The following is a 23,169-nucleotide window of genomic DNA, read 5'->3' on the forward strand; positions in this document are numbered from 1 at the left end:
TGCCGCCAGGAGCCGCGGCGTTCATGTCCAGGCCCAGCCCGGCGGCGCCGTCCAGCGCCTCGTCGGCCAGCGTGGCGCCCTCGGCCGGCGAGGCCCAGGCCGGGCGCGGCGCGTCGTCGCGGGAGCCCAGGAGCCGGCGCAGACTCATGCCGCCCCCGGCAGCGGCTGGGCAACCTGCAGGAAATGCGTGTCGCGCGCCAGCGCCGCCAGCCGCAGCGCCTGCCAGGTGCGGCCCTGGCCGTCACCGTAGAGCTCGCCGGCGAAGGCCGGGCGCGCGGACGCCTCGGCGCCGGGCAGCGGCGCCAGCTGCGAGCCGTTGCGCAGCCCGGCGAGCCGGTCCACGCGCAGCGCGCAGTGCAAGCCCAGCGCGGGGTTCAGCGCCACCAGGCGCAAGGTGTCGGGATGGGGCGCGCCGGCGGCGCGCAGGCCCAGGAACACCGCCAGGTCCACCACGCCGTGCAGGTGGCCACGCAGGTTGAGCACGCCCCCGAACCAGGGCCGCGCATGCGGCAGCGGCAGCGGCACGTGCGCGTGCTCGACGATCTCGCCGGCCTCCTGCAGCGGCAGCAGCAGCCGCACGCCGGCACATTCCACCGCTAGCCAGGCCGGCGCCTGGCCCGCGGGCGCCTGCCGCAACTGCCGCGCCAGCCGGGCCTGCAACTCCTTGAGGGCGTCCTTGCGGGCCATGGGCGGCTGCGGCGGTGGCACCCGGCGACTCAGCCCAGAGCGCGGATCTTGGCGAGCAGTTCGGCCGAGTCCACGGGCTTGACCACGTAGTCGCGCGCGCCCTGGCGCATGCCCCAGACCTTGTCGGTCGTCTGCCCCTTGCTGCTGCAGATGATCACCGGCAGGTCGGCGTAGCGCTCGTCACGCGTGATGGTGCGCGTGAGCTGAAAACCATTGGCCCCGGGCAGCACTACGTCCATGAGGATCAGGTCGGGCTTGTCCTCGGCCAGGCTGGTGAGCGCCTGCTGACCATTCTCGGCCGTGCGCACGCTGTAGCCGGCCTTGCGCAGCATCTCGCCAAGGTGGTGGAGCTCGGTGCGCGAGTCATCCACCAGCAGGATCTTTTGAATCGGCATCGGAGTCCTTGGGCCGCGCGAGGTCAGGCGCGGCAACGCGATACGGTAACCCCTTCAGCCGACGGCCGGACCGTAGCGCGCGACTGCCTGCAGCAGCTGGTCCTTGGTGAAGGGCTTGGTCAGGTGATCCTGCGCACCCGCCAGGCGTGCGCGGGCGCGGTCGAACAGACCGTCCTTGGACGTGAGCATGATCACCGGAACCTGCGCGAAGCGAGGGTTGCGCCGCAGCAGCGCGCAGGTCTGGTAGCCGTCGAGCCGCGGCATGAGGATGTCGCAGAAGATGAGCGCGGGCTCGAACTCGTCGATGAGCGCCAGGGCATCGAAGCCGTCCTCGGCCAGCAGCACCTCGTGGCCGCCCTGGTGCAGGAAGATCTCGGCGCTGCGGCGGATGGTGTGGCTGTCGTCGATCACCAGCACCTTCAGCGGCACGGCCGCTGCGGCGGGGTCGAAGGCTGAAGCCGGGACGGTTTCGTCTTCAATCATGGGAGGTTGCCATCCGCCAGGCCGGGCGCCGCGCAAGCGTGCGGATCAGCTCAGATCTGCACCATCTCGAAGTCTTCCTTGCGCGCACCGCACTCGGGGCAGGTCCAGTTCATGGGCACGTCTTCCCAACGGGTGCCGGGCGCGATGTCGTGTTCGGGGTCGCCTGCGGCTTCGTCATAGATCCAGCCGCAGATGAGGCACATCCAGGTTCGGGGTTCGCTCACTTGGTATTGTCAATCACTACAATCGACGGGCATTGTAGCCACGGCCCCTGGGCGCCCACCGCGGCATCCGGCCGGGCCGAACATGCCTCTTTTCACAGTCCTGCGCCCGCGCGCAGCAGCAACATCGGCGCAGCGCCGCAGGACCTTCAGGACCACCCATGAACCCCGACTCCAATCCCGCCGCCGTCTCCGACGAAGCGGCGCAGGAAGCCCCTGCGCCGGCCTGCGTGATGAGCTTCAACGCCGCCGATGCCAGCGGTGCCGGCGGCGTGGCCGGTGACGTGGCCACCATCGCCGCCATGGGCGCGCACGCGCTGCCGGTGACCACCGCCATCCTCATGCGCGACACGGCCGAGATCTTCGACCAGCACGAGCTCGACGCAGAGGTGGTGACGGAGCAGGCACGCTCGATCCTGGAAGACGTGACGATCTCGGCCTGGAAGGTAGGCTTCCTGGGCTCGGCCGAGGTGGTGGCGGCGGTGGCCGAGGTCCTGTCCGACTACCCCGACGTGCCGCTGGTGGCCTACATGCCCAGCCTCTCCTGGATCGAGGAGGAGGACAAGCGCGAGCCCTATCTCGACGCCTTCCGCGAGCTGATCCTGCCGGCCACCGAGGTGCTCGTGGGCGGGCACCAGACGCTCGCCGACTTCCTGCTGCCCGACTGGGACAGCGAGCGCCCGCCCTCCGCGCGCGAGCTCGCGGTGGCCGCGGCCGAGCACGGCGCGCGCTTCGTGCTGGTCACGGGCGTGCACCTGCAGTCGCGCGGCGGCGAGCAGTACCTAGACAACGTGCTGGCCTCGCCGCAGGCCGCGCTCACGGGCGAGAAGTTCGAGCGCTTCGACACCGCCTTCGTCGGCGCCGGCGACACGCTCGCGGCGGCGCTGGCCTCGCTGCTGGCCGCGGGCACCGAGCTGCAGGCCGCCGTGGGCGAGGCTCTGGCCTTCCTCGACCAGAGCCTGGACGCGGGCTTCCGCCCCGGCATGGGCAACGTCGTGCCCGACCGCTTCTTCTGGGCCCTGCCTCCGGAAGAAGAAGGCGCCGAGGGCCAGCTCATGGAGCCGCCCATCGAGACCACGCCCGCCGGCGGCAACGACAACAACAAGGGAGGCTCGCGCCGTGTCCACTGACAAGAACAACAACACCACCAACGCCGCGCTGTTCGAGCGCGCGCAGGCCGTCATCCCCGGCGGCGTGAACTCGCCCGTGCGCGCCTTCCGCGCCGTGGGCGGCACGCCGCGCTTCATCCGCCGCGCCGAAGGCGCCTACATGATCGATGCCGAGGGGCAGCGCTACATCGACTACATCGGCTCCTGGGGCCCGATGATCTTGGGCCACGGCCACCCCGCCGTGCTCGAAGCCGTGCAGCGCGCCGCCACCGAGGGTTTCAGCTTCGGCGCCCCAACCGAACGAGAAATCGAATTGGTTGAGGCCATCATCGAACAGGTGCCCAGCGTCGAGCAGCTGCGCCTGGTCAGTTCGGGCACCGAGGCGGCCATGAGCGCCATCCGCCTGGCCCGCGGCGCGACGGGCCGTTCGCTGCTCGTGAAATTCGAGGGCTGCTACCACGGCCATGCCGATGCGCTGCTGGTCAAGGCCGGCTCGGGCCTGGCGACCTTCGGCCATCCCACCAGCGCCGGCGTGCCGGCCGAGGTGGTGCAGCACACGATGGTGCTCGAATACAACAACCTGGAGCAGCTCGAAGAAGCCTTCGCGCTGCAGGGCACGGAAATCGCCTGCGTGATGGTGGAGCCCATTGCCGGCAACATGAACTTCGTGCGCGCCAGCCTGCCCTTCATGACGCGGCTGCGCGAGCTGTGCACGCAGCACGGCGCGCTGCTGGTGTTCGACGAGGTGATGAGCGGCTTCCGCGTGGCGCTGGGCAGCGCGCAGTCGATCTACGCGAAATTGATTCCGGGCTTCAAGCCGGACGTGAGCGTGTTCGGCAAGGTCATCGGCGGGGGCATGCCGCTGGCGGCCTTCGGCGCCAGCCGCCAGGTCATGCAGCACCTCGCCCCGCTGGGCCCGGTCTACCAGGCCGGTACGCTCAGCGGCAACCCGGTGGCCACCGCCTGCGGCCTGGCCACGCTGCGCGAGATCGCCAAGCCTGGCTTCTTCGAGGCGCTGGCCGCCAAGACGAAGCGGCTGGTGGACGGCCTGCAGGCCATCGGCCGCGAGGTCGGCGAGCCGCTGGCGGGCGACTGCGAGGGCGGCATGTTCGGCTTCTTCTTCGCCGAGTCGCTGCCGCAGAACTACAAGGCCGTGATGGCCGGCGGCACCGAGCGCTTCAACCGCTTCTTCCACGCCATGCTCGATCGCGGCGTGTACCTGGCCCCGGCGATGTACGAGGCCGGCTTCGTCAGCGCCGCGCACAGCGACGCCGACATCGACGCCACGCTCGAAGCGGCCCGCGCCGCGCTGCGCGCGGCCTGATCCGCCTCAAGCCGCCCGACCAGCCTTCGGCGTCGGCCCTTGAAGCACAACGGCGACCCAAGGGTCGCCGTCGTTGTTTTTGCACTCATCCGCGCAGGCACCCCGGGATGCCTGCGCCCGTGGGCTCAGTCGCGCTGCCTGCGGCGCACGAACCCCACGCCGGCCAACGCCAAGCTCACCAGGGCCAGCGAACCCGGCTCCGGCACGGCGTTGACGTCGAAGTAGCCGTAGGACGTGCCCGAATCGTTACCGGTGTTGAACGCGCTGAACTTCAGCGTATAGCTGCCCAGGCTGGCCGCCGTGAAAGACCAGTCGGTCCAGGCGCCGTCGTAGCCTGCAGCCTGGCCCGCGCCGTCACTGGAGAAGGCGGTACTGAGCAGGTTGTTCGAGGCGTCGTAAATCTCCACCTTGGCACCGTCGAACTGGCCGCCCTCGCCCCAGTCGAAGGCAGCGCGTCCACTGATCGTCTGACCAGCCCACAGGGAGAAGGTCTGCGACACGGTCTGTGCCGTGTCGGCTTCACCGGTGCCAATGGCCAGGAACCAGTTGCCCCCCTGCGGACGGTAGTCCAGCCGCGACGGCAGCCGGACACCCGTCTCATCCACCCCGTACAGCTGCTGTACCACGGTGGCCGTGCCGCCTCCGGACAAACCGCTGGTCCAGCCGCTGAGATCGCCCGTCTCGAAGCCCAGGTTCGTCGGACCCGCTTGCGCGGCCGTTGCCATCGACAGCGTGGCCAGTGCACCCAGGATGCTTGTGAGCTTGGTCATGACGCACCCTCACCATTTCTTGTTTACAAGTTGATTCAAATATAGGCACTTTGAATCATGCGGTCAAACTCTTCACAAGGCAGGTGGCGCTGCAGCGCGAACTTGTTCGCGTTGAACGCGAACGTCGCGGCTGCGGCGCCTGGGAGGAGGCTGGCCGCAAGGCGCTGCCATGTCGCAGGAGCGTGTAGGACGACTCCTAAAATCCCGCGATGCACATCCACATCCTGGGCATCTGCGGCACGTTCATGGGCGGACTGGCGGCGCTGGCGCGCGAAGCCGGGCATCGCGTGACGGGCTGCGACGCCAACGTCTATCCGCCCATGAGCGACCAGCTGCGCGCCCTGGGCATCGATCTCATCGAGGGCTTCGGCCCTGACCAGCTCACGCTCAAGCCGGACGTCTTCGTCATCGGCAACGTGGTCAGCCGCGGCAACGCGCTCATGGAAGCCATCCTCGACGCCGGGCTGCCCTACACCAGCGGACCGCAGTGGCTAGCGCAGGAGGTGCTGCAGGGCCGCCACGTGCTGGCCGTGGCCGGCACGCACGGCAAGACCACGACCACGTCCATGCTGGCGTGGATCCTGGAGCACGCCGGGCTGCAGCCGGGCTTCCTGGTCGGCGGCGTGCCGATGAACTTCGGCGTCTCGGCGCGGCTGGGTGCGGGCAAAAGCTTCGTGATCGAGGCCGACGAGTACGACACCGCCTTCTTCGACAAGCGCAGCAAGTTCGTCCACTACCGCCCGCGCACCGCCGTGCTCAACAACCTGGAGTACGACCACGCGGACATCTTCCCCAGCCTCGAAGCCATCGAGACCCAGTTCCACCACCTCGTGCGCACCGTGCCTGCTTCGGGCCGCCTGGTGGTCAACGCGCGCGAGGACGCGCTGCAGCGCGTGCTGGCCAAGGGCTGCTGGAGCGAGGTGCAGCGCTTCGGCACGCGCAAGGAAGAGCCCGGCTGCTTGCGCGCGCGTGGCGAGCCGCATGCCTTCGACGTGCTGCGCGGCGGGCTCAAGATCGCGCGCGTGGAGTGGAGCCTGCTGGGCGAGCACAACCAGCTCAACGCGCTGGCGGCGCTGGCGGCGGCCGAGCACGTGGGCGTGGCGCCGGAGCTCGCGGCCGAGGCGCTGGGCCGCTTCGAGAACGTGCGACGGCGCCTGGAGCTGCGCGGCGAGGCCGGCGGCGTGAAGGTCTACGACGACTTCGCACACCACCCCACCGCGCTGCGCACCACCGTCAACGGGCTGCGCCGCCGCGTCGGGCTGGACCGCATCCTGGCCGTGTTCGAGCCGCGCTCCAACACCATGAAGCTCGGCACCATGAAGGCCCAGCTGCCCTGGGCGCTGGAAGAGGCGGACCTGAGCTTCTGCCACTCCGGCGGCCTGGGCTGGAACGCGGCCGAGGCCCTGGCCCCGATGGGCGAACAGGCCATCGTCTGCGACGACATCGACGCGCTGGTCAAGGCCGTGGTGAAGACCGCGCGGCCCGGTGACCACATCCTGTGCATGAGCAACGGCAGCTTCGGCGGCATCCACGACAAGCTGCTGCAGGCGCTGGAGAAGAAGAAGGCGTGAGCCTGCCCGCTGCGCCGGCCGCGCCTGCCGTGCAGGACGCAGCGCCCCTGACGCACCTGCTCTACCTGCACGGCTTCCGCTCCTCGCCGCGCTCGTTCAAGGCGCAGCGCATGCAGGCCTGGATGCGGCAGCACCGGCCCGACGTGCACTGGTGGTGCCCGCAGCTGCCGCCTTCCCCGCGCGAGGCCATCGCGCTGCTGGACCAGGGCACGACGGACTGGCCGCGCGAGGGCATGGCCGTGGTGGGCAGTTCGCTGGGTGGCTTCTACGCCACCGTGATGGCCGAGCGCCTGGGCTGCCGCGCCGCACTGATCAACCCGGCGGTGGAGCCCGCGCGCGACCTCGCCAAGTACATCGGCGAGCAGACCGCGTTTCACGATCCGCAGCAGCATTTCTTTTTCCGCCCCGAGTTCGTGGACGAGTTGCGCACGCTGCACCCGTCGGTCCTCACGAGCCCGCAGCGCTACCTGGTGCTGGTGGCCACCGGCGACGAGGTGCTGGACTGGCGTGAAATGGCCGCGCGCTATGCGCAATGCCAGCTGCACGTCATCCAGGGCAGCGACCATGCGCTGTCGGATTTCGACGCGCACCTGCCGCGGCTGCTGGAGTTTCTGGGGCTGTCCGGCAACACCCGGGGCTGAGGGCGGCGCAACACCGCGCATGCGGTAGCGGGGCCGGGGAACATTGATTGCCCGCAAGGCCGCTGCAGTTCCCGGCCCGTCGGGGCCTCTTCCAGCCCGGCCCTTCCAGGCAGTACGGAAGCCGTGTGGCACCATGGATGCGCGCGCACCGGCCCAGGAGGCGCGGCATGGCATGGCGCGACCGCGGTGGCCGGTGTCGCTCACATTCCTGGAGCTCGATTCATGCGTTTGAAAGACAAGATCTGCATCGTCACCGGCGCCGCTCAGGGCATCGGGCTGGCCACGGCGAAGAAGTTCTGCGCCGAAGGGGCGGTGGTCGTGCTGTGCGACATCCGGCCCGAGGCGGTCGATGCCGCCGTGGGGCAGTGCCTGGAGAGCGGCGGCCGCGCCGAGGGCCACGTGGTCAACGTCACCGACCGCGCCCAGATCGATGCCATGGTGGCGGCCGTGAAGGCACGGCACGGGCGCATCGATGTGTTGGTCAACAACGCCGGCATCACCAAGGACGCACGGCTGCAGAAGATGACGCTGGAGCAGTTTGACGCCGTGATCGACGTCAACCTGCGCGGCGTCTTCCACTGCTCGCAGGCGGTGGCCGACACGATGGTGGCGCAGGGCAGCGGCGTGATCCTCAACGCCTCCAGCGTGGTGGGCCTGTACGGCAATTTCGGCCAGACCAACTATGCCGCCAGCAAGTTCGGCGTCATCGGCTTCACCAAGACCTGGTCGCGCGAGCTGGGCCCCAAAGGCGTGCGCGTCAACGCGGTGGCGCCGGGCTTCATCCAGACGCCCATCCTCGACACCATCCCGCAGAAGGTCATCGACCAGCTCGTGGCGCAGGTGCCGCTGGGCCGCCTGGGCAAGCCCGAGGAGATCGCCAACACCTACGCCTTCCTCGCCAGCGACGAGGCCAGCTACATCAACGGCGTGGTGATCGAGGTTGGCGGCGGACTGACGGTCTGAGGCGGCCTTCCCGTTCGGGCTGAGCCCTTCGACAACTCAGGGCGAACGGGAACTTCTCCCCGCCCCCGCCAAGCGCGTACACCCCTGTCCCGGCGGGCCTTGTGGCCGCTGCGGCGACAATACGGGGGATGTACGCCCTGTTCGATGAAGCCGGCAAATTCCTCGCCGGCCGTGTGATGTCCGAAGCCGAGAGCTCGTTGCAAGTCGAGCTCGACTCCGGCAAGCGCGTCAAGGTCAAGGCCGCCAACGTGCTGCTGAAGTTCGACAAGCCCGCGCCGGCCGAGCTCCTGAGCCGCGCCCACGCCATTGCCCCCGAGATCGATCTCGACCTGGCCTGGGAATTCGCCCCGGAAGGCGAGTTCGGCTTCGCGGCGCTGGCACGGGACTATTTCAGCGCAGATGCCTCGCTGGAGCAGCAGGTGGCGGCGCTGCTGCGCCTCTTCGAGGCCCCGCACTACTTCCGCCGCGCCGGCAAGGGCGTGTTCAAGAAGGCGCCCGAGGAGATCGTCAAGGCCGCGCTGCTGGGCATCGAGCGCAAGAAGCAGCTCGCCGCGCAGATCGAGGCCTGGGCCGCCGAGCTGGTGGCCGGCACCTGCCCGCAGCCCATCCGCGAGCAGCTCTACAAGATCCTGTTCCGCCCCGACAAGAACGCGGCCGAGTACAAGGCCGTGGTGGACGCCGCCAAGCAGGCGCAGCGCGCGCCGCTGGACCTGCTCAAGGAAGCCGGGGCCATCAGCAGCCCGTACCAGTTCCACTGGCGGCGCTTCCTGTTCGAGATGTTCCCCAAGGGCACCGGTTTTCCCACGCTGCAGGCGCCGGCCATCAAGGAGGATCTGCCGCTGGCCCCAGTGGCGGCCTTCTCCATCGACGACTCCGCCACGACCGAGATCGACGACGCGCTGTCCGTGCAGGGGCTGGGCAGCGGCACGGTGGTGTTGGGCATCCACATCGCGGCGCCGGGGCTGGCGATCCAACCCGAGACGCCACTGGACAAGGTGGCGCGCGACCGGCTCTCCACCGTCTACATGCCGGGCTGGAAGCTGACCATGCTGCCCGATGAGGTGGTGCAGGCCTACACGCTGATCGAAGGCCGCGACTGCCCGGCCGTGAGCCTGTACGTCACCTTCGACGAGGCGACGCTGGAGATCCGCGGCCGCGAGACCAGGCTCGAGCGCGTGCCCATCGTGCGCAACCTGCGCCACGACCAGCTCGATGACGTCATCACCGAGGCCACGCTCACGGGCGAGGCGCCGGCCGACTACGAGTTCGCGCCGGAGCTGGCCTTCAGTTTCCGCCTGGCCAGGCACCTGAAGGCCCAGCGCGAGGTGGTGCGCGGCAAGCCCGAGACCTTCAACCGCCCGGACTACAACTTCCGGCTGCTGGACAACGGGGGCGAGCCCACCGGCGAGGAGACGGTGCAGATCACCACGCGCCGCCGCGGCGCGCCGCTGGACCTGATCGTCTCGGAGGCCATGATCCTGGCCAACAGCAGCTGGGGCGGCTGGCTGGCCGAGTGCGGCGTGCCGGGCATCTACCGCAGCCAGGCGAGCCTGGCCCCGGGCATCAAGGTGCGCATGGGTGTCAAGCCCGCGCCGCACGCGGGCATGGGCGTGGCGCAGTACACCTGGGCCACGTCGCCGCTGCGCCGCTACGTGGACCTGGTCAACCAGTGGCAGATCATTGCCTGCGCGCGCCACGGGCGTACCGCGCCGCTGTCCGCGCCCTTCAAGCCCAAGGATGCGAGCCTGTTCTCCATCATCTCGGGCTTCGATGCCGCCTACGGTGCCTACAACGACTTCCAGCACGGCATCGAGCGCTTCTGGACCCTGCGCTGGCTGCAGCAGAACGGCGTGACGGAGCTGGACGCCGCGGTGCTCAAGGACGGCCTGGTGCGCGCCGACACGCTGCCGCTGGTGTTCCGAGCCCTGGGCTGTGAAGGCCTGCCGCGCGGCGCGCACGTGCGCGTGCGCGTCACCGGCTGCGACCTGCTGACGCTGGACCTGCATGCCAGCCTGCTGGCGCGCCTGGACGACACGGCGCCCCCTGAAAGCCTGGCCGAGCCCGAAGCCGAGGAGGCCGAGGAGGAGGAAGAGGCCAGCGGGCCGCTGGCGCTGGCCATCGACGTGGCCGACGCCGACGCCACCGTGGCGGCCGAGCCGCCCGCCGCCCCCGCCTGAGGCCGTCCATGCGCCCCCTGCGATGGCCGGCACTGAGCCCGCTGCAGTGGGCGCTGGGGCTGTCGCTGGCGCTGCATGCCGGGCTGCTGGCGGTACGCGTGGCCGATCCGCAGGCTTTCGCGCGCCTGTTCCGGGACGCGCCGCTGGAAGTGGTGCTGGTCAATGCCCAGGCGCAGATACCGCCCAAGCGCTCGCAGACGCAGGCCCTGGCACAGCACCATCTGGCTGGCGGCGGGGATGCCGATGCTGGGCGCGCCACCTCGCCGCTGCCCGCCTCCACCATCGAGGCACAGGGCGACGACAGCGAAGACGCGCAGCGCCAGATCGAGCAGTTGCAGGCGCAGCAGCAGCAGTTCCTGGCGCAACTGCGCGCGGAAGTGCAGCAGACGCCTCCGCCCGATCCGCAGCGCCCCCAGGGCCAGCCCAGGGCGCAGGAGCTGCAGGAGCGCCGACGCCGGCTGCTGCGCCAACTCGCCGAGATCGAGCGCCGCGTGAACGAGGAAAACGCCCGGCCGCGCAAGCGCTACGTCAGTCCCGCCACGCGCGAGGTGCCCTACGCGCGCTACTACGACGCGCTGCGCCGGCGCATCGAGGCCCGCGGCACGCAGGACTTTCCGCACGTGCAGGGCCGCAAGCTCTACGGTGAGCTGACCATGGGTATCACCGTGGACACCCAGGGCCGCGTGCTGGAGACGCAGGTGCTCAAGCCCTCGGGCCAGCCGCTGCTGGACCGGCGCGCCCAAGCCATCGTGCAGGCCGCCGCGCCCTACGGCAACTTCGGTCCCGAGCTGCGCGCGCTGACCGACCTGCTCGTCATCACCGCGCGCTTCCGCTTCACGCGCGAGGAAGGCGTGGAAGCCATCCCGCTGGGCGGCCGCCCAGTGCCCTGAAGTGAAGAACTCCCTTTTCATTCCCGTCCCATGACCGACCTCGACCGCTACGCCGTCTTCGGCCACCCCGTGCAGCACAGCCTGTCCCCGCAGATCCACCAGGCCTTCGCCGAGCAGACCGGGCAGCGCCTGGCCTACACCCGGCTGTGGGCGCCGCTGGACGGCTTCGATGCCGTGATGCGCGCCTTCGTCGCCGGCGGCGGGCGCGGCGCCAACGTGACGGTGCCCTTCAAGTTCGAGGCGCTGCGGCTGGCCACGCGGCGCAGCGCGCGCGCGGAGCTGGCGCAGGCGGCCAACGTGCTGACCTTCGACGGCGAGGAGATCCATGCCGACAACAGCGACGGCGTGGGCCTGGTCCGCGACATCGAGTCCGGCGCCGGCCGGCCGCTGGCGGGCCAGCGCGTGCTGCTGGTGGGCGCGGGCGGCGCGGGCGCGGGCGTGCTGGGCCCGCTGCTGCAGGCGGCGCCGGCGGAGCTGGTGGTGGTCAACCGCACCGACGAGCGCGCGCAGGACCTGGTGCTGCGCCACGCCGAGCTGGCGCGGGAGGGCGGCGTGCGGCTGCACACGGCCACGATGTTGGCGCCGGGCGCGGGCTTCGACGTGGTGATCAACGCCAGCGCCAGCAGCCTGGAGGGCGCCGCGCCTTCCCCGGTGCCGGAGATGGTGCTGCGTCCGGGCACCCTGGCCGTGGACCTGATGTACGGCCCCAAAGCTGAACCCTTCATGGACTGGGCGCGCCGGCATGGCGCCGAGCCGCGCGACGGCCTGGGCATGCTGGTGGAGCAGGCCGCGGAGGCTTTCGAGCTCTGGCGCGGCGTGCGTCCCGACACGGCCCCGGTGATGGCGGCGCTGCGCGCGCTCAAGGGCTGAGCGGGCCGGCAGCCGATGGGAGCGGTCTCACCGGTCCATGCGATCCAGGCCGGCAAGGCGCGCGGCGTGCTGCGCCAGGCGGCGCGGCTGCTGGCGCTGCTGGCGATCTGCGTGCTGGCGCTGCAGCTTTACTTCGTCGCGCGCATCGCGCTGATGCGCTGGGTCGATCCCGCCTCCACCGCCTTCGAGCGCAGCGAGGCCTGGCGGCTGCTGCGCGAGGAGGGCCGCTTCGCCTGGGCGCAGCAGTGGGTGGACGACAAGCGCATCTCGCCGCACCTCAAGCGCGCCGTGATCGCCAGCGAGGACGCGGGTTTCACCCAGCACGGCGGCGTGGAGTGGGACGCGATCGAGGGCGCCTGGAACAAGAACCAGCGTGCACAGGCGCGCGCGCAGAAGCTCAACGAGCTGGCCAGCCGGCGCGCCGCCGCGCGTGGGCGCGAGCCGCCGCCGGCGGCGGTGCCCAAGGTCATCGGCGGCTCCACCATCACGCAGCAACTGGCGAAGAACCTGTTCCTGGACGGCGAGCGCACGCTGGTGCGCAAGGGGCAGGAGCTGTTCATCACGCTCACGCTGGAGGCGCTGCTGGACAAGCGCCGCATCCTGGAGATCTACCTCAACCACGTCGAATGGGGCGAGGGCGTGTTCGGCGCACAGGCCGCCGCGCGGCACTACTTTCGCGTGGACGCCGCCAACCTGAACCTGGCTTCTGCGGCGCGGCTGGCGGTGATGCTGCCGGCACCCAAGCGCTTCGAGCAGCGGCCGGCCTCGCCGTACCTGGTCTCGCGCGCCGCCACCATCGCCGCGCGCGCCAGTGCGGTGCAACTGCCCTGAGACCGCCGGCGTTGCCGCCCTGCCCGGCTGTGCCCCCGGGGCGAACCCGCCCCGTAGGCGCTGCGCCACCAGGGTTGGTACGGAGGCCGCGCCCGGCTTCCTAGAATGGACCGCATGGCTACAGCACAGAGCGCCGAGCTCGCCGCCGCCGCCGCAAGGCTGGTGGTTGAGGAAGGCATGGAATACGGGCCGGCCAAGAAGCGCGCCGCGCGCGATCTGGGCCGCGGGCGCAGCACCGAGCTGCCCAGCAACGAGGCCGTGGAGGAGCAGGTGCGCGAGTACCTGCAGATCTTCTGCGCCGATACCCAGCCCGGCGAGCTCACGGCGCTGCGCCGGCTGGCGCTGCGCTGGATGCAGCGGCTGGCGGAGTTTCGCCCGCACCTGGCGGGCGCGGCTTGGCGCGGCACGGCCACGCGGCTGTCCAGCGTGCACCTGGACCTGTACTGCGACGATCCCAAGTCGGCCGAGATAGGCTTGCTGAACCAGGGCCTCGACTACGAGCTGGTGGGCCAGCAGTCCCGCGGCTCGGGCCAGGACCCCTACGACGTGCTCAGCGTCAGCAGCCGCAGCGAGGAACTGGGCGAGATCGTCACCGTGTTCCTGCACATCCGCGACCACGACGAGCTGCGCGGCGCGCTCAAGCCCGATGCCACGGGCCGCACGCTGCGCGGCGATGCCGCGGCGCTGCGACGCCTGCTGGAAGAACAGGACGACGCGGCATGAGGCGCCGCCTCTGGCTCACCACGGCCGCCGTGGCGGCCGCGGGCGGCGCAGGCCTCGCCTGGTGGCGCACGCAACCGCGGGGCCAGCCGGCGCCGCGGGAACTGTGGACGCTGCAACTGGAGCGCCCGCAAGGCGGCAGCCTGGCGCTGTCCACGCTGCGCGGCCAGCCGCTGCTGCTGAACTTCTGGGCCACCTGGTGCCCACCCTGCATCAAGGAAATGCCCGAGCTCGACCGTTTCAGCCGCGATTTCGTCCAGCGCGGCGGCCGCGTGGTGGGCGTGGCCATCGACGGCGCAGCGCCGGTGCGCGAGTTCCTGCAGCACCGTCCCGTGAGCTACGACATCGTGCTGGCGGGGCTGGCTGGGAGTGAGGTGATGCGCCAGCTCGGCAACCAGGCCGGCGTGCTGCCCTTCAGCGCGCTGCTCGATGCCGAAGGCAACTTGCGCAAGCAACACAGCGGCGAAACGACCCGCGAAGAGCTCTCGCGCTGGGTGGCCGATCTCGGGTGAAACCCTGGATCAGCTCGATTGCGAAAGTAACAGTTGGTATCTTGCGGCGTAACTGATTGTTGAGCTTGCTCAACAAGTCAGCAGGCCGATTTTTTGCGAACGCGACGGCAACCGCATGCAAAACGCGTAAAGTTCGGCCCTTTGCATTTTCGGGGCGGGTTCAACCCGCACTGAAAACGACGTCCGGCGCACCGGGAAGCTGTTACTTTTTGCAAGCTACCCGGCCACGTTGAAGACGGCAGATGCCGGACGTTGAGGACGTACCAACGCATTGAAAAGGTGCAGCAGCCGTGAGGAGTCTGCGGCTGCCACCGAAGGCCCTGGAGAAGCTGATGGACCTGCGCAAGCTCAAGACCTTGATCGACCTCGTGTCGGAATCGAACATCTCCGAGCTGGAGATCACGGAGGCCGATGGCAAGGTCCGCATCGTCAAGGCCGACCCGGCCGCCGCCGCGATGGCGGCAGCGCCGGCCCCGGTGCTGCAGACGGCCCCGGCGCAACTGGCACCCGTGGCGGCTCAGCCGGTGGCCGCACCCCAGGCAGCCGCAGCGCCCCAGGCGCCGGCCGCCATCACGGGCCACGTGGTGAAGTCGCCGATGGTGGGCACGCTCTACCGCGCCTCCACCCCGGGCGGCAAGCCGTTCGCGGACGTCGGCCAGGCCGTCAAGGAAGGCGAGACGATCTGCATCATCGAGGCCATGAAGATCATGAACGAGATCGAAGCCGACAAGACCGGCACCATCACGCAGGTGCTGTGCGAGAACGGCCAGGCGGTGGAATACGGCCAGCCACTGTTCGTCATCGAGTGATCCGGCCCCTGCGGCTCGGAATGGAAAACTCCCGTTCGAGCTGAGCCCTTCGACAAGCTCAGGAGAGCCCTGTCGAAGCCCTGAGGCCCGGCTGGCCTGCAAGCCCTTCGACGAGCTCAGGGCGAACGGAAATTGGGACAAGCCCCCGCCGCGACGGCCTTCCCCGGGCACGCGGCGGCTGCAGAGAAAGCAGCATGTTCAAGAAGATATTGATCGCCAACCGCGGCGAGATCGCCCTGCGCATCCAGCGCGCCTGCCGCGAGTTGGGCGTGAAGTCGGTGGTGGTGTATTCGGAGGCCGACCGCGACGCCAAGTACGTGCGCCTGGCCGACGAGGCGGTGTGCATCGGCCCGGCGGCCTCGGCGCAGAGCTACCTCAACATGCCCGCCATCATCTCCACCGCGGAGGTGACGGACGCCGAGGCCATCCACCCCGGCTACGGCTTCCTGTCGGAGAACGCCGACTTCGCCGAGCGCGTGGAAAAGAGCGGCTTCACCTTCATCGGCCCCACGCCCGAGTCGATCCGCATCATGGGCGACAAGGTGGCGGCCAAGCAGGCCATGATCAAGTCCGGCGTGCCCTGCGTGCCGGGCTCCGAGGGCGCGTTGCCGGAAGACTCGAAGGAGATCATCCGCATCGCGCGCGCCATCGGTTACCCGGTCATCATCAAGGCCGCCGGCGGCGGCGGCGGGCGCGGCATGCGTGTGGTGCACACCGAGGCGGCGCTGATCCACGCCGTGCAGACCACGCGCCAGGAAGCGGGCGCAGCCTTCGGCAACCCGGCCGTGTACATGGAGAAGTTCCTGGAGAACCCCAGGCACATCGAGATCCAGGTGCTGGCCGACGAGCACAAGAACGCCGTGTGGCTGGGCGAGCGCGACTGCTCGATGCAGCGCCGGCACCAGAAGATCATCGAGGAGGCGCCGGCGCCGGGCGTTCCGCGCCGCCTCATCGACCGCGTGGGAGACCGCTGCGCCGCCGCGTGCAAGAAGATCGGCTACCGCGGCGCGGGCACCTTCGAGTTCCTGTACGAGAACGGCGAGTTCTACTTCATCGAGATGAACACGCGCGTGCAGGTGGAGCATCCGGTGACGGAGCTGGTGTCGGGCATCGACATCGTGCAGATGCAGATCCGCGTGGCCGCCGGCGAGAAGCTGCCGTTCACGCAGCGCCAGGTGCAGACGCGCGGCCACGCCATCGAGTGCCGCATCAACGCCGAGGACCCGTACAAGTTCACGCCCTCGCCGGGGCGCATCACCATGTGGCACCCGCCCGGCGGCCCGGGCGTGCGCGTGGACTCGCACGCCTACACCAACTACTTCGTGCCGCCGCACTACGACTCGATGATCGGCAAGATCATCGTCTACGGCGATTCGCGCGAGCAGGCGCTGGCGCGCATGCGCACCGCGCTGGACGAGACCGTGGTCGAAGGCATCCAGACCAACATCCCGCTGCACCGCGAGCTGATGGTGGACGCCAACTTCCGTGAAGGCGGCACCAGCATCCACTACCTGGAAGGCTGGCTGGCGCAGCACAAGAGGTAAGAGGTAGCAAGCATGTTCGAGCTGGTGCTGCGTGCGCCGGAGGCACTGGTGGAGCCGGTGTCCGAGGCGCTGATGGAAGAGCTGGAGGCGCTGTCGGTGTCGGTGGAAGACGCCGACGTCGATACCGAGGCCGAGCAGGCGCTCTTTGGCGAGCCGGGCATGCCTGTGCCCAAGAGCGGCTGGCAGCGCTCGACGCTCAAGGCGCTGTTCGCCCAGGAGGCGCAGGCCACCGAGGCCGCCACGCTGCTGCTGGCGCAGGAATGGGCCAGTGAGTTGCAGGTGCAGTCGCTGCAAGAGGTGGCGGACCAGGACTGGGTGCGGCTGACGCAATCGCAGTTCGCGCCGGTGGAGATCACGCCCGCGTTCTGGATCGTGCCGAGCTGGCACGAGGCGCCGCAGCAGGCGCAGCAGGTGATCCGGCTCGATCCGGGCCTGGCCTTCGGTACCGGCACGCACCCGACCACGCGCATGTGCTTGCGCTGGATCGCGCAGCAGGACGCCGAGCGCCGCGCGCGCTGGCAGCGCGTGCTCGACTACGGCTGCGGCTCGGGGATCCTGGCCATCGGCGCGGCGCTGCACGGTGCCCGGGAGATCGATGCCGTGGACATCGACCCCGCGGCGGTGCAGTCCACGCTGGACAACGCGCAGGCCAACGGCGTGACGCTTCGCGCCGGGCTGCCGGAGCTGGCGCAGGGGCAGTACCCGCTGGTGCTGGCCAACATCCTGGCCACGCCGCTGAAGCTGCTGGCACCGCTGCTGGCCGGGCACGTGGCCCCGGGCGGCGACCTGGTGCTGGCCGGCATCCTGGAGCGCCAGGCCGACGAGCTGAAGACGGCCTACGCACCGTGGTGCGAATTGCAGGTCAGCGATGCCGAGGATGGCTGGGTGCTGATGACGGCACGCCTGGCCGGCGAAGGTTGACCCGGCCATGAGCCAGGCCGCGCGCTGTCCCAGCTGCCGCACGGTCTTCCGTGTGCAGCCGCAGCAGTTGCAGGCTTCGGGCGGCTGGGCGCGTTGCGGCCAGTGCGGCGAGGTGTTCAACGCGCTGCAGGCACTGGTGGCGATGCCGCAGCAGGTACCACCTGCGCCGGCCCGCACAGGCTCGCCGCTGGACCGCAATCCGCCACCGGTGTCGTCGCTGTACCGCCGCGCCGAGCCCACGCCGGCCGCGATGCCTCCGGGCGGCGGCACCCCTTCGATGGCAGCGCCCGCACCCGGCGCCCTGCCCCGCGAGGCAGCCACGCCGCCCGCGACGGCGACACCGCGTCCGGCCGCGCCTGTACCGCCCTCGACGCCCGCGGCGGTTCTCGCACAGCCGCCGCGGCCACCGAGCCCCGCGCCGGCCCCCGTCCCCCAGGAGACGGATGTGCGTGCATCCACCAGCGCCATGCCGCCCGACCTGAACTCGGTGCTGGCGGACGACGCGGCGCCGTCCGCATTCATGGACGCGGCCACGGCGGCGCCCTCCTTCATGCAGGCGCCCGCGCCGGCCGCGCGGGTCACCGACACCCAGCGCACCTGGTGGACCACCGCGGCCACGGTGCTGGTGCTGATGGCACTGCTGCAGGCGCTGATCATTGCGCGCCCGGCGCTGAGCGCGCGCTTCCCGGGCCTGCGTCCCCTCATGCAGCCGCTGTGCGTGCTCATGCGCTGCAACGCCGAGGCCGCACCACGGCACTTGGCCGCACTGGCGGTGGAAAGCAGCGCGCTGTCGCGGCTGTCGGGCAGCGAGCAGCGCTACCGGCTGTCGCTGCTGCTGCGCAATCGCGACACCCAGGCCCTGCGCTGGCCCGCGGTCGAGCTGCGGCTCACCGATGCGCAAGGCGTGCTGCTGGTGCGCAAGGTGCTGCGCGCCCGCGAGCTCGGCGCCACGGTGGCCGCCATCCCCCCCGCCCAGGAAATACCGCTGCAGGCGGTGCTGGACGTGGGCGACCCATCCGTGGCGGGCTACTCGGTCGAACTCTTCTATCCCTGAACCTCACGGAAACCCCATGCCCGTTCTCGTCTGCGGCTCGCTGGCCTTCGACACCATCACGACCTTCCATGGACGCTTCGCGCAGCAAATCCTGCCCGAGCAGGTGCACATCCTGAACGTGTCTTTCCTGGTGCCGACGCTGCGGCGCGAGTTCGGCGGCTGCGCGGGCAACATTGCCTACACGCTCAAGGCCCTGGGCGGTGAGCCGGTGGTGGCCGCGGCGCTGGGCAACGACGGCGGCCCGTACCTGCGGCGCCTGCAGGACCTGGGCATCGACAGCTCCAGCGTGCGCGTGGAGGCCGAGAGCTACACGGCGCAGGCGATGATCATCACCGACACCGACAACAACCAGATCACCGCCTTCCACCCTGGCGCGATGCAGCAGGCGCACCTGATCGACGTGCCCGCGCGCGACGACCTGACGCTGGCCATCGTGGCACCCGATGGGCGCGAGGCCATGCTGCGCCACGCCGCACAGTTGCACGAGCGCGGCATCCCCTTCGTGTTCGATCCGGGCCAGGGCCTGCCCATGTTCGACGGCGAGGCGCTGCGCGGCTTCATCGAGCAGGCGACCTGGGTGGCGGTCAACGACTACGAAGGCCGCATGCTGTGCGAGCGCACGGGCGAGAGCCTGGAACAGCTCTCGCGCCGCCCGCACCTCAAGGGCGTGATCGTGACGCTGGGCGCGCAGGGCTGCGAGCTGTGGGTCCAGGGCGAGCGCACGCTGGTGCCGGGCGTGGAGGCCGAGCAAGTGGTCGATCCCACGGGCTGCGGCGACGCCTTCCGCGGCGGCCTGCTGTACGGGCTGGAGCGCGGCTGGCCGCTGGCGCGCTGCGTGGAGCTGGGCAACCGCATGGGTGCGCTCAAGATCGCACAGGCGGGCCCGCAGAACCACCGCGTCGAGCGCATCGAGGGCTGACCCAGGGCCTACGACTACACGCCGGCCAGGCACGCAGCCGGCCCCAGAAATGACACGGCCCGCAAGGCCGTGAGGCCTGCGGGCCGTTGCACACACGCGCCGCGGGCGCGGCGCGACGGCTCAGGGCTTCTCGCCCGTCGGGAAGGGCCAAGCGGCGGCGGGGCTCAGCGCGGTCTTGGCCGACGGCGCAGCGGTGCCGGCGGCCGTGGCCTTCTTGGCCGAAGCCTTCTTCGCGGCAGCCTTCTTGGCCGGGGCCTTCTTCGCCGGCGCAGTGGCCTTGGTGGCCGTCGCGGCCTTCTTGGCCGGGGCCTTCTTCGCCGGCGCCGCAGCCTTGGGGGCCGTCGTGGCCTTCTTGGCCGGGGCGGCCTTCTTGGCAGCCGTGGCCTTCTTCGCCGGCGCCGCGGCCGTCGTCTTCTTCGCAGCGGCCTTCTTGGCCGGCGCCGCCGTCTTCTTCGCGGCGGCCTTCTTGGCCGGCGCGGCGGCCGTCGTCTTCTTCGCGGCAGCCTTCTTGGCCGGCGCCTCGGTGGCCTTCTTCGTTGCGGACACCGCCTTCTTCGCCGGGGCCTTCTTGGCCGGGGCCTTCTTGGCCGGGGCTTTCTTCGCAGTTGCCATCACACTCTCCTTGATCAAGTGACAAAGCGCCGTGCCGCGTTGCCGCGGCCCGGCTGCTCACCGTCCGGTGTTCTGCCCTCAAGGGGTTCCCGGTCCGGTGAACGGGGGAGCGCAAGCTCGGCGGCGTTTCTGTTGTCGCCACCTGGGCCTGCGCGGATCTTGATCGCTTGCTTCTTCTTGGGGTCCGGTGATCGGGCTGCGACGGCAGGCTGCCGGCGCGTGGGCCGCCCGACGCGGGAGCCGCGCACCGGCTCCACAACAGGCGTCGGCGTGCGCCGCGGCCGCCTTCAGTCCCAGCTCAGCGCGCCGCCGCTCTGGTACTCGATCACGCGGGTTTCGAAAAAGTTGCGCTCCTTCTTCAGGTCAATCATTTCGCTCATCCACGGGAACGGGTTGTCCTCGTTGGGGAAGAGCGCCTCCAGGCCGATCTGCGTGGCGCGCCGGTTGGCGATGTAGCGCAGGTAGCCCTTGAACATGGACGCGTTGAGGCCCAGCACGCCGCGCGGCATGGTGTCCTCGGCATAGCGGTACTCCAGCTCGACGGCCCGCAGGAACAGCGCCTTGATCTCGGCGCGGAACTCCGGCGTCCACAGCTGGGGGTTCTCCAACTTGATCTGGTTGATGAGGTCGATGCCGAAATTGCAGTGCATCGACTCGTCGCGCAGGATGTACTGGTACTGCTCGGCCGCGCCAGTCATCTTGTTCTGCCGGCCCAGCGCCAGGATCTGCGTGAAGCCGACGTAGAAGAACAGGCCTTCCATCAGGCAGGCGAAGACGATCAGGCTCTTGAGCAGTGTCTGGTCGGCGGCCAGGGTGCCGGTCTTGAAGTTGGGGTCCATGATCGCGTCGATGAACGGGATCAGGAACTCGTCCTTGTCGCGGATGGACGCCACCTCGTGGTAGGCATTGAAGATCTCGCCCTCGTCCAGGCCCAGCGACTCCACGATGTACTGGTAGGCGTGGGTGTGGATCGCCTCCTCGAAGGCCTGGCGCAGCAGGAACTGACGGCACTCGGGCGCTGTGATGTGGCGGTAGGTGCCCAGCGTAATGTTGTTGGCCGCCAGCGAGTCGGCCGTGACGAAGAAGCCCAGGTTGCGCTTGATGATGCGGCGCTCGTCCTCGCTCAGCCCGTTGGGGTCCTTCCACGTCGCGATGTCGCGCGACATGTTGATCTCCTGCGGCATCCAGTGGTTGGCGCAGGTGGCCAGGTACTTCTCCCAGGCCCACTTGTACTTGAAGGGCACGAGCTGGTTGACGTCGGTCTGGCCGTTGATGATGCGCTTGTCGGCCACGTTGACGCGGCGCTGGCTCAGGGCCTGTGCCGATGCGGATGGGGACGGCTCAGCGGCCACGGCATCGACGGCGATGGAGGCATTGCGCACCGGAGGCACGAAGCCTTGCGAGGGATTGCTTGGGGTCGTCTGCGGCGTGCGGGCTTCGCCTTGGACGTCGTCTTCCCAGACCAGCATGTGTGTACTTCCTAATGTGTGGAAATTATGAGAGGGATGCGATCAAACACCAAGCACTTGTTGCCCTTGCAATGCACTGCATGAGGCCCTGCCCCATCGATGCTGCCGGACTTCATGCAAGAAGTCCGGTTTGCAACCATAGGGAGTTCAGCAAGCGGCTTGCCGATCGCATCCGGCCGGTGTCATCGGGCGCTTACTGACAAGCCTCGCAACCGGGATCGTCGATGGCGCAGAACTTGATGTCGGTGGCCGGCACCGCGGCCTCCGCCACCACGGCGGACACGGTAGCAGGCGCCATCACCGCGGCCGGCGCCGACAGCGAGGACACGGCATTGAGCGCGCCGGCCTGCACGGTGGACTTCTCCACGTGCGTGGCCGCCATCGTGCGCAGGTAGTACGTGGTCTTGAGGCCGCGCACCCAGGCCAGCTTGTAGGTCTCGTCGAGCTTCTTGCCCGAAGCGCCGGCCATGTAGAGGTTCAGGCTCTGCGCCTGGTCGATCCACTTCTGGCGCCGCGCCGCGGCTTCCACCAGCCACTGCGTCTCGACCTCAAAGGCGGTGGCGTACAGCCGCTTGAGCTCCTCGGGCACGCGGTCGATGCGCTTGAGCGAGCCGTCGAAGTGCTTGAGGTCCATGAGCATCACGTCGTCCCACAGGCCCAGCGCCTTGAGGTCGCGCACCAGGTACTCGTTGATGACGGTGAACTCGCCCGAGAGGTTGGACTTCACCGAGAGGTTGCCGAAGCAGGGCTCGATGGAAGCGTCCACGCCGATGATGTTGGAGATGGTCGCCGTGGGCGCGATGGCCACGCAGTTGCTGTTGCGCATGCCGTGCTGGCGGATCTGCACGCGCAGCGCATCCCAGTCCAGCGTGGAGGAGGTGTCGGCCTCGATGTAGCCGCCGCGCTCCTGGGCCAGCAGCTTGAGCGTGTCCAGCGGCAGCACGCCGCGGCTCCACAGCGAGCCCTCGTAGCTGGAGTAGCGCCCGCGCTCGGCCGCCAGCTCCGTGGAGGCCCAGTAGGCGTAGTAGCACAGCGCCTCCATCGAGCGGTCGGCGAACTCCACCGCCGCTTGGCTGGCATAGGGCACGCGCAGTTGGTAGAGCGCGTCCTGGAAGCCCATCACCCCCAGGCCCACCGGGCGGTGGCGCTCGTTGGCGCGGCGCGCCTTCTCCACCGCGTAGTAGTTGATGTCGATGACGTTGTCGAGCATGCGCATGGCCGTGCGCACGGTCTTGCGCAGCTTGTCATGGTCGATGCCACCGTCCTTGAGGTGATGCGCCAGGTTCACCGAGCCCAGGTTGCACACCGCGATCTCGTCCGGACCGGTGTTGAGCGTGATCTCGGTGCACAGGTTGGAGGAGTGCACCACGCCCACATGCTGCTGCGGGCTGCGCACGTTGCAAGCGTCCTTGAACGTGATCCAGGGATGCCCGGTCTCGAACAGCATCGTGAGCATCTTGCGCCACAGGTCCTTGGCGGCCATGCGCCTGAAGAGCTTGATCTCGCCGCGGTCGGCCATGGACTCGTAGGCCACGTAGGCGCGCTCGAACTCCTGGCCGAACTTGTCGTGCAGGTCCGGGCAGCTCGACGGCGAGAACAGCGTCCACTGACCACCCGCCATGACGCGCTTCATGAACAGGTCCGGAATCCAGTTCGCGGTGTTCATGTCGTGCGTGC

24 protein-coding genes are annotated in these 23,169 nt (G+C 69.7%); 16 read left to right on the forward strand and 8 right to left on the reverse strand.

The window, feature by feature from the left end; all coding sequences use genetic code 11:
• Window positions 1-144 precede the first annotated feature (144 nt).
• The 4 genes from Q0741_RS00180 to Q0741_RS00195 are packed head-to-tail and all read right to left on the reverse strand — an operon-like array spanning window position 145 to window position 1,789.
• On the reverse strand, window positions 145-687 hold the full coding sequence (locus tag Q0741_RS00180) for a chemotaxis protein CheW (protein WP_298231183.1): 543 nt from the start codon (window positions 685-687) through the stop codon (window positions 145-147).
• Window positions 688-716: 29 nt separating this feature from the next.
• The gene (locus Q0741_RS00185; protein ID WP_298231184.1) at window positions 717-1,082 is read right to left on the reverse strand and encodes a response regulator; all 366 of its coding nucleotides are present in this window, start codon (window positions 1,080-1,082) and stop codon (window positions 717-719) included.
• A 54-nt stretch (window positions 1,083-1,136) separates the two neighbouring features.
• Window positions 1,137-1,565, reverse strand: a complete 429-nt coding sequence (locus Q0741_RS00190) for a response regulator (protein ID WP_298231185.1) — start codon at window positions 1,563-1,565, stop codon at window positions 1,137-1,139.
• A 50-nt stretch (window positions 1,566-1,615) separates the two neighbouring features.
• Window positions 1,616-1,789, reverse strand: coding sequence for a rubredoxin (locus Q0741_RS00195; RefSeq protein WP_211234949.1), 174 nt, complete (start codon window positions 1,787-1,789; stop codon window positions 1,616-1,618).
• Window positions 1,790-1,947: 158 nt separating this feature from the next.
• Here Q0741_RS00195 and Q0741_RS00200 point away from each other — a divergent pair, with 158 nt between their 5' ends.
• Together Q0741_RS00200 and hemL are read left to right on the forward strand one after the other, a co-directional pair.
• Complete coding sequence (locus Q0741_RS00200) at window positions 1,948-2,916, forward strand: bifunctional hydroxymethylpyrimidine kinase/phosphomethylpyrimidine kinase (RefSeq protein WP_298231186.1); 969 nt, start codon at window positions 1,948-1,950, stop codon at window positions 2,914-2,916.
• On the forward strand, window positions 2,906-4,219 hold the full coding sequence (gene hemL, locus Q0741_RS00205; protein ID WP_298231187.1) for a glutamate-1-semialdehyde 2,1-aminomutase: 1,314 nt from the start codon (window positions 2,906-2,908) through the stop codon (window positions 4,217-4,219). The genes Q0741_RS00200 and hemL overlap by 11 nt, the downstream gene beginning before the upstream one ends.
• Window positions 4,220-4,344: 125 nt before the next feature.
• Here hemL and Q0741_RS00210 read toward each other — a convergent pair whose 3' ends face one another.
• Window positions 4,345-4,989: a PEP-CTERM sorting domain-containing protein gene (locus Q0741_RS00210; RefSeq protein ID WP_298231188.1), complete on the reverse strand. Its 645-nt coding sequence runs from the start codon at window positions 4,987-4,989 to the stop codon at window positions 4,345-4,347.
• 209 nt (window positions 4,990-5,198) lie between these two features.
• Between Q0741_RS00210 and mpl the strand changes: the two genes are divergently transcribed.
• The 14 genes from mpl (at window position 5,199) to Q0741_RS00280 (ending at window position 19,411) form a co-directional block, all read left to right on the forward strand.
• Window positions 5,199-6,560 (forward strand): UDP-N-acetylmuramate:L-alanyl-gamma-D-glutamyl-meso-diaminopimelate ligase, encoded by a 1,362-nt coding sequence (mpl, locus tag Q0741_RS00215; protein WP_298231189.1) that lies wholly within the window; start codon window positions 5,199-5,201, stop codon window positions 6,558-6,560.
• On the forward strand, window positions 6,557-7,201 hold the full coding sequence (locus Q0741_RS00220) for a YqiA/YcfP family alpha/beta fold hydrolase (protein WP_298231190.1): 645 nt from the start codon (window positions 6,557-6,559) through the stop codon (window positions 7,199-7,201). Before mpl ends, Q0741_RS00220 begins: the two co-directional genes overlap by 4 nt.
• A 222-nt stretch (window positions 7,202-7,423) precedes the next feature.
• Complete coding sequence (fabG, locus tag Q0741_RS00225; protein WP_298231191.1) at window positions 7,424-8,164, forward strand: 3-oxoacyl-ACP reductase FabG; 741 nt, start codon at window positions 7,424-7,426, stop codon at window positions 8,162-8,164.
• 128 nt (window positions 8,165-8,292) lie between these two features.
• Window positions 8,293-10,341, forward strand: coding sequence for an RNB domain-containing ribonuclease (locus Q0741_RS00230; protein ID WP_298231192.1), 2,049 nt, complete (start codon window positions 8,293-8,295; stop codon window positions 10,339-10,341).
• Window positions 10,342-10,349: 8 nt separating this feature from the next.
• Window positions 10,350-11,231: an energy transducer TonB gene (locus Q0741_RS00235; protein ID WP_298231193.1), complete on the forward strand. Its 882-nt coding sequence runs from the start codon at window positions 10,350-10,352 to the stop codon at window positions 11,229-11,231.
• A gap of 30 nt (window positions 11,232-11,261) precedes the next feature.
• Window positions 11,262-12,101, forward strand: coding sequence for a shikimate dehydrogenase (aroE, locus tag Q0741_RS00240; protein ID WP_298231194.1), 840 nt, complete (start codon window positions 11,262-11,264; stop codon window positions 12,099-12,101).
• A gap of 15 nt (window positions 12,102-12,116) precedes the next feature.
• Window positions 12,117-12,932, forward strand: a complete 816-nt coding sequence (locus Q0741_RS00245; protein ID WP_298231195.1) for a transglycosylase domain-containing protein — start codon at window positions 12,117-12,119, stop codon at window positions 12,930-12,932.
• Between the two features lie 105 nt (window positions 12,933-13,037).
• On the forward strand, window positions 13,038-13,655 hold the full coding sequence (locus tag Q0741_RS00250) for a hypothetical protein (RefSeq protein ID WP_298231196.1): 618 nt from the start codon (window positions 13,038-13,040) through the stop codon (window positions 13,653-13,655).
• Window positions 13,652-14,164: a TlpA disulfide reductase family protein gene (locus tag Q0741_RS00255; RefSeq protein ID WP_298231197.1), complete on the forward strand. Its 513-nt coding sequence runs from the start codon at window positions 13,652-13,654 to the stop codon at window positions 14,162-14,164. The genes Q0741_RS00250 and Q0741_RS00255 overlap by 4 nt, the downstream gene beginning before the upstream one ends.
• 332 nt (window positions 14,165-14,496) lie before the next feature.
• Window positions 14,497-14,973, forward strand: coding sequence for an acetyl-CoA carboxylase biotin carboxyl carrier protein (accB, locus tag Q0741_RS00260; protein WP_298231198.1), 477 nt, complete (start codon window positions 14,497-14,499; stop codon window positions 14,971-14,973).
• Between the two features lie 194 nt (window positions 14,974-15,167).
• The gene (gene accC / locus Q0741_RS00265) at window positions 15,168-16,517 is read left to right on the forward strand and encodes an acetyl-CoA carboxylase biotin carboxylase subunit (protein WP_298231199.1); all 1,350 of its coding nucleotides are present in this window, start codon (window positions 15,168-15,170) and stop codon (window positions 16,515-16,517) included.
• Window positions 16,518-16,529: 12 nt separating this feature from the next.
• Entirely contained in the window at window positions 16,530-17,438 is a 909-nt protein-coding gene (gene prmA, locus Q0741_RS00270; protein WP_298231200.1) for a 50S ribosomal protein L11 methyltransferase, read from the forward strand.
• 7 nt (window positions 17,439-17,445) lie between these two features.
• Window positions 17,446-18,492 (forward strand): zinc-ribbon and DUF3426 domain-containing protein, encoded by a 1,047-nt coding sequence (locus tag Q0741_RS00275; RefSeq protein WP_298231201.1) that lies wholly within the window; start codon window positions 17,446-17,448, stop codon window positions 18,490-18,492.
• Window positions 18,493-18,508: 16 nt separating this feature from the next.
• Window positions 18,509-19,411: a carbohydrate kinase family protein gene (locus Q0741_RS00280; RefSeq protein WP_298231202.1), complete on the forward strand. Its 903-nt coding sequence runs from the start codon at window positions 18,509-18,511 to the stop codon at window positions 19,409-19,411.
• Window positions 19,412-19,531: 120 nt separating this feature from the next.
• On the opposite strand, the gene Q0741_RS00285 is transcribed toward Q0741_RS00280, so the two are convergent.
• The 3 genes from Q0741_RS00285 to Q0741_RS00295 form a co-directional block, all read right to left on the reverse strand.
• Window positions 19,532-20,023, reverse strand: coding sequence for a hypothetical protein (locus tag Q0741_RS00285; protein ID WP_298231203.1), 492 nt, complete (start codon window positions 20,021-20,023; stop codon window positions 19,532-19,534).
• A 287-nt stretch (window positions 20,024-20,310) separates the two neighbouring features.
• Window positions 20,311-21,492 carry a ribonucleotide-diphosphate reductase subunit beta gene (locus Q0741_RS00290; RefSeq protein WP_298231204.1) on the reverse strand — a complete coding sequence of 394 codons (1,182 nt, stop codon included), beginning with the start codon at window positions 21,490-21,492 and terminating at the stop codon, window positions 20,311-20,313.
• 193 nt (window positions 21,493-21,685) lie between these two features.
• The coding region (locus Q0741_RS00295) for a ribonucleoside-diphosphate reductase subunit alpha (protein WP_298231205.1) at window positions 21,686-23,169 on the reverse strand (1,484 nt) is incomplete at its 5' end.

Origin of the sequence: uncultured Azohydromonas sp. (assembly GCF_937926365.1) — a bacterium.
In the GTDB taxonomy this organism is placed as follows: Bacteria; Pseudomonadota; Gammaproteobacteria; order Burkholderiales; family Burkholderiaceae_C; genus Azohydromonas.

Bases quoted from the DNA above. Each gene is read 5' to 3' on its own strand.
- Q0741_RS00180 (WP_298231183.1), bottom strand. From the start codon at position 687: ATGGCCCGCAAGGACGCCCTCAAGGAGTTGCAGGCCCGGCTGGCGCGG.
- Q0741_RS00185 (WP_298231184.1), bottom strand. From the start codon at position 1,082: ATGCCGATTCAAAAGATCCTGCTGGTGGATGACTCGCGCACCGAGCTC.
- Q0741_RS00190 (WP_298231185.1), bottom strand. From the start codon at position 1,565: ATGATTGAAGACGAAACCGTCCCGGCTTCAGCCTTCGACCCCGCCGCA.
- Q0741_RS00200 (WP_298231186.1), top strand. From the start codon at position 1,948: ATGAACCCCGACTCCAATCCCGCCGCCGTCTCCGACGAAGCGGCGCAG.
- Q0741_RS00210 (WP_298231188.1), bottom strand. From the start codon at position 4,989: ATGACCAAGCTCACAAGCATCCTGGGTGCACTGGCCACGCTGTCGATG.
- mpl (WP_298231189.1), top strand. From the start codon at position 5,199: ATGCACATCCACATCCTGGGCATCTGCGGCACGTTCATGGGCGGACTG.
- fabG (WP_298231191.1), top strand. From the start codon at position 7,424: ATGCGTTTGAAAGACAAGATCTGCATCGTCACCGGCGCCGCTCAGGGC.
- Q0741_RS00230 (WP_298231192.1), top strand. From the start codon at position 8,293: ATGTACGCCCTGTTCGATGAAGCCGGCAAATTCCTCGCCGGCCGTGTG.
- Q0741_RS00235 (WP_298231193.1), top strand. From the start codon at position 10,350: ATGCGCCCCCTGCGATGGCCGGCACTGAGCCCGCTGCAGTGGGCGCTG.
- aroE (WP_298231194.1), top strand. From the start codon at position 11,262: ATGACCGACCTCGACCGCTACGCCGTCTTCGGCCACCCCGTGCAGCAC.
- Q0741_RS00245 (WP_298231195.1), top strand. From the start codon at position 12,117: ATGGGAGCGGTCTCACCGGTCCATGCGATCCAGGCCGGCAAGGCGCGC.
- Q0741_RS00250 (WP_298231196.1), top strand. From the start codon at position 13,038: ATGGACCGCATGGCTACAGCACAGAGCGCCGAGCTCGCCGCCGCCGCC.
- Q0741_RS00255 (WP_298231197.1), top strand. From the start codon at position 13,652: ATGAGGCGCCGCCTCTGGCTCACCACGGCCGCCGTGGCGGCCGCGGGC.
- accB (WP_298231198.1), top strand. From the start codon at position 14,497: ATGGACCTGCGCAAGCTCAAGACCTTGATCGACCTCGTGTCGGAATCG.
- accC (WP_298231199.1), top strand. From the start codon at position 15,168: ATGTTCAAGAAGATATTGATCGCCAACCGCGGCGAGATCGCCCTGCGC.
- prmA (WP_298231200.1), top strand. From the start codon at position 16,530: ATGTTCGAGCTGGTGCTGCGTGCGCCGGAGGCACTGGTGGAGCCGGTG.
- Q0741_RS00275 (WP_298231201.1), top strand. From the start codon at position 17,446: ATGAGCCAGGCCGCGCGCTGTCCCAGCTGCCGCACGGTCTTCCGTGTG.
- Q0741_RS00280 (WP_298231202.1), top strand. From the start codon at position 18,509: ATGCCCGTTCTCGTCTGCGGCTCGCTGGCCTTCGACACCATCACGACC.
- Q0741_RS00285 (WP_298231203.1), bottom strand. From the start codon at position 20,023: ATGGCAACTGCGAAGAAAGCCCCGGCCAAGAAGGCCCCGGCCAAGAAG.
- Q0741_RS00290 (WP_298231204.1), bottom strand. From the start codon at position 21,492: ATGCTGGTCTGGGAAGACGACGTCCAAGGCGAAGCCCGCACGCCGCAG.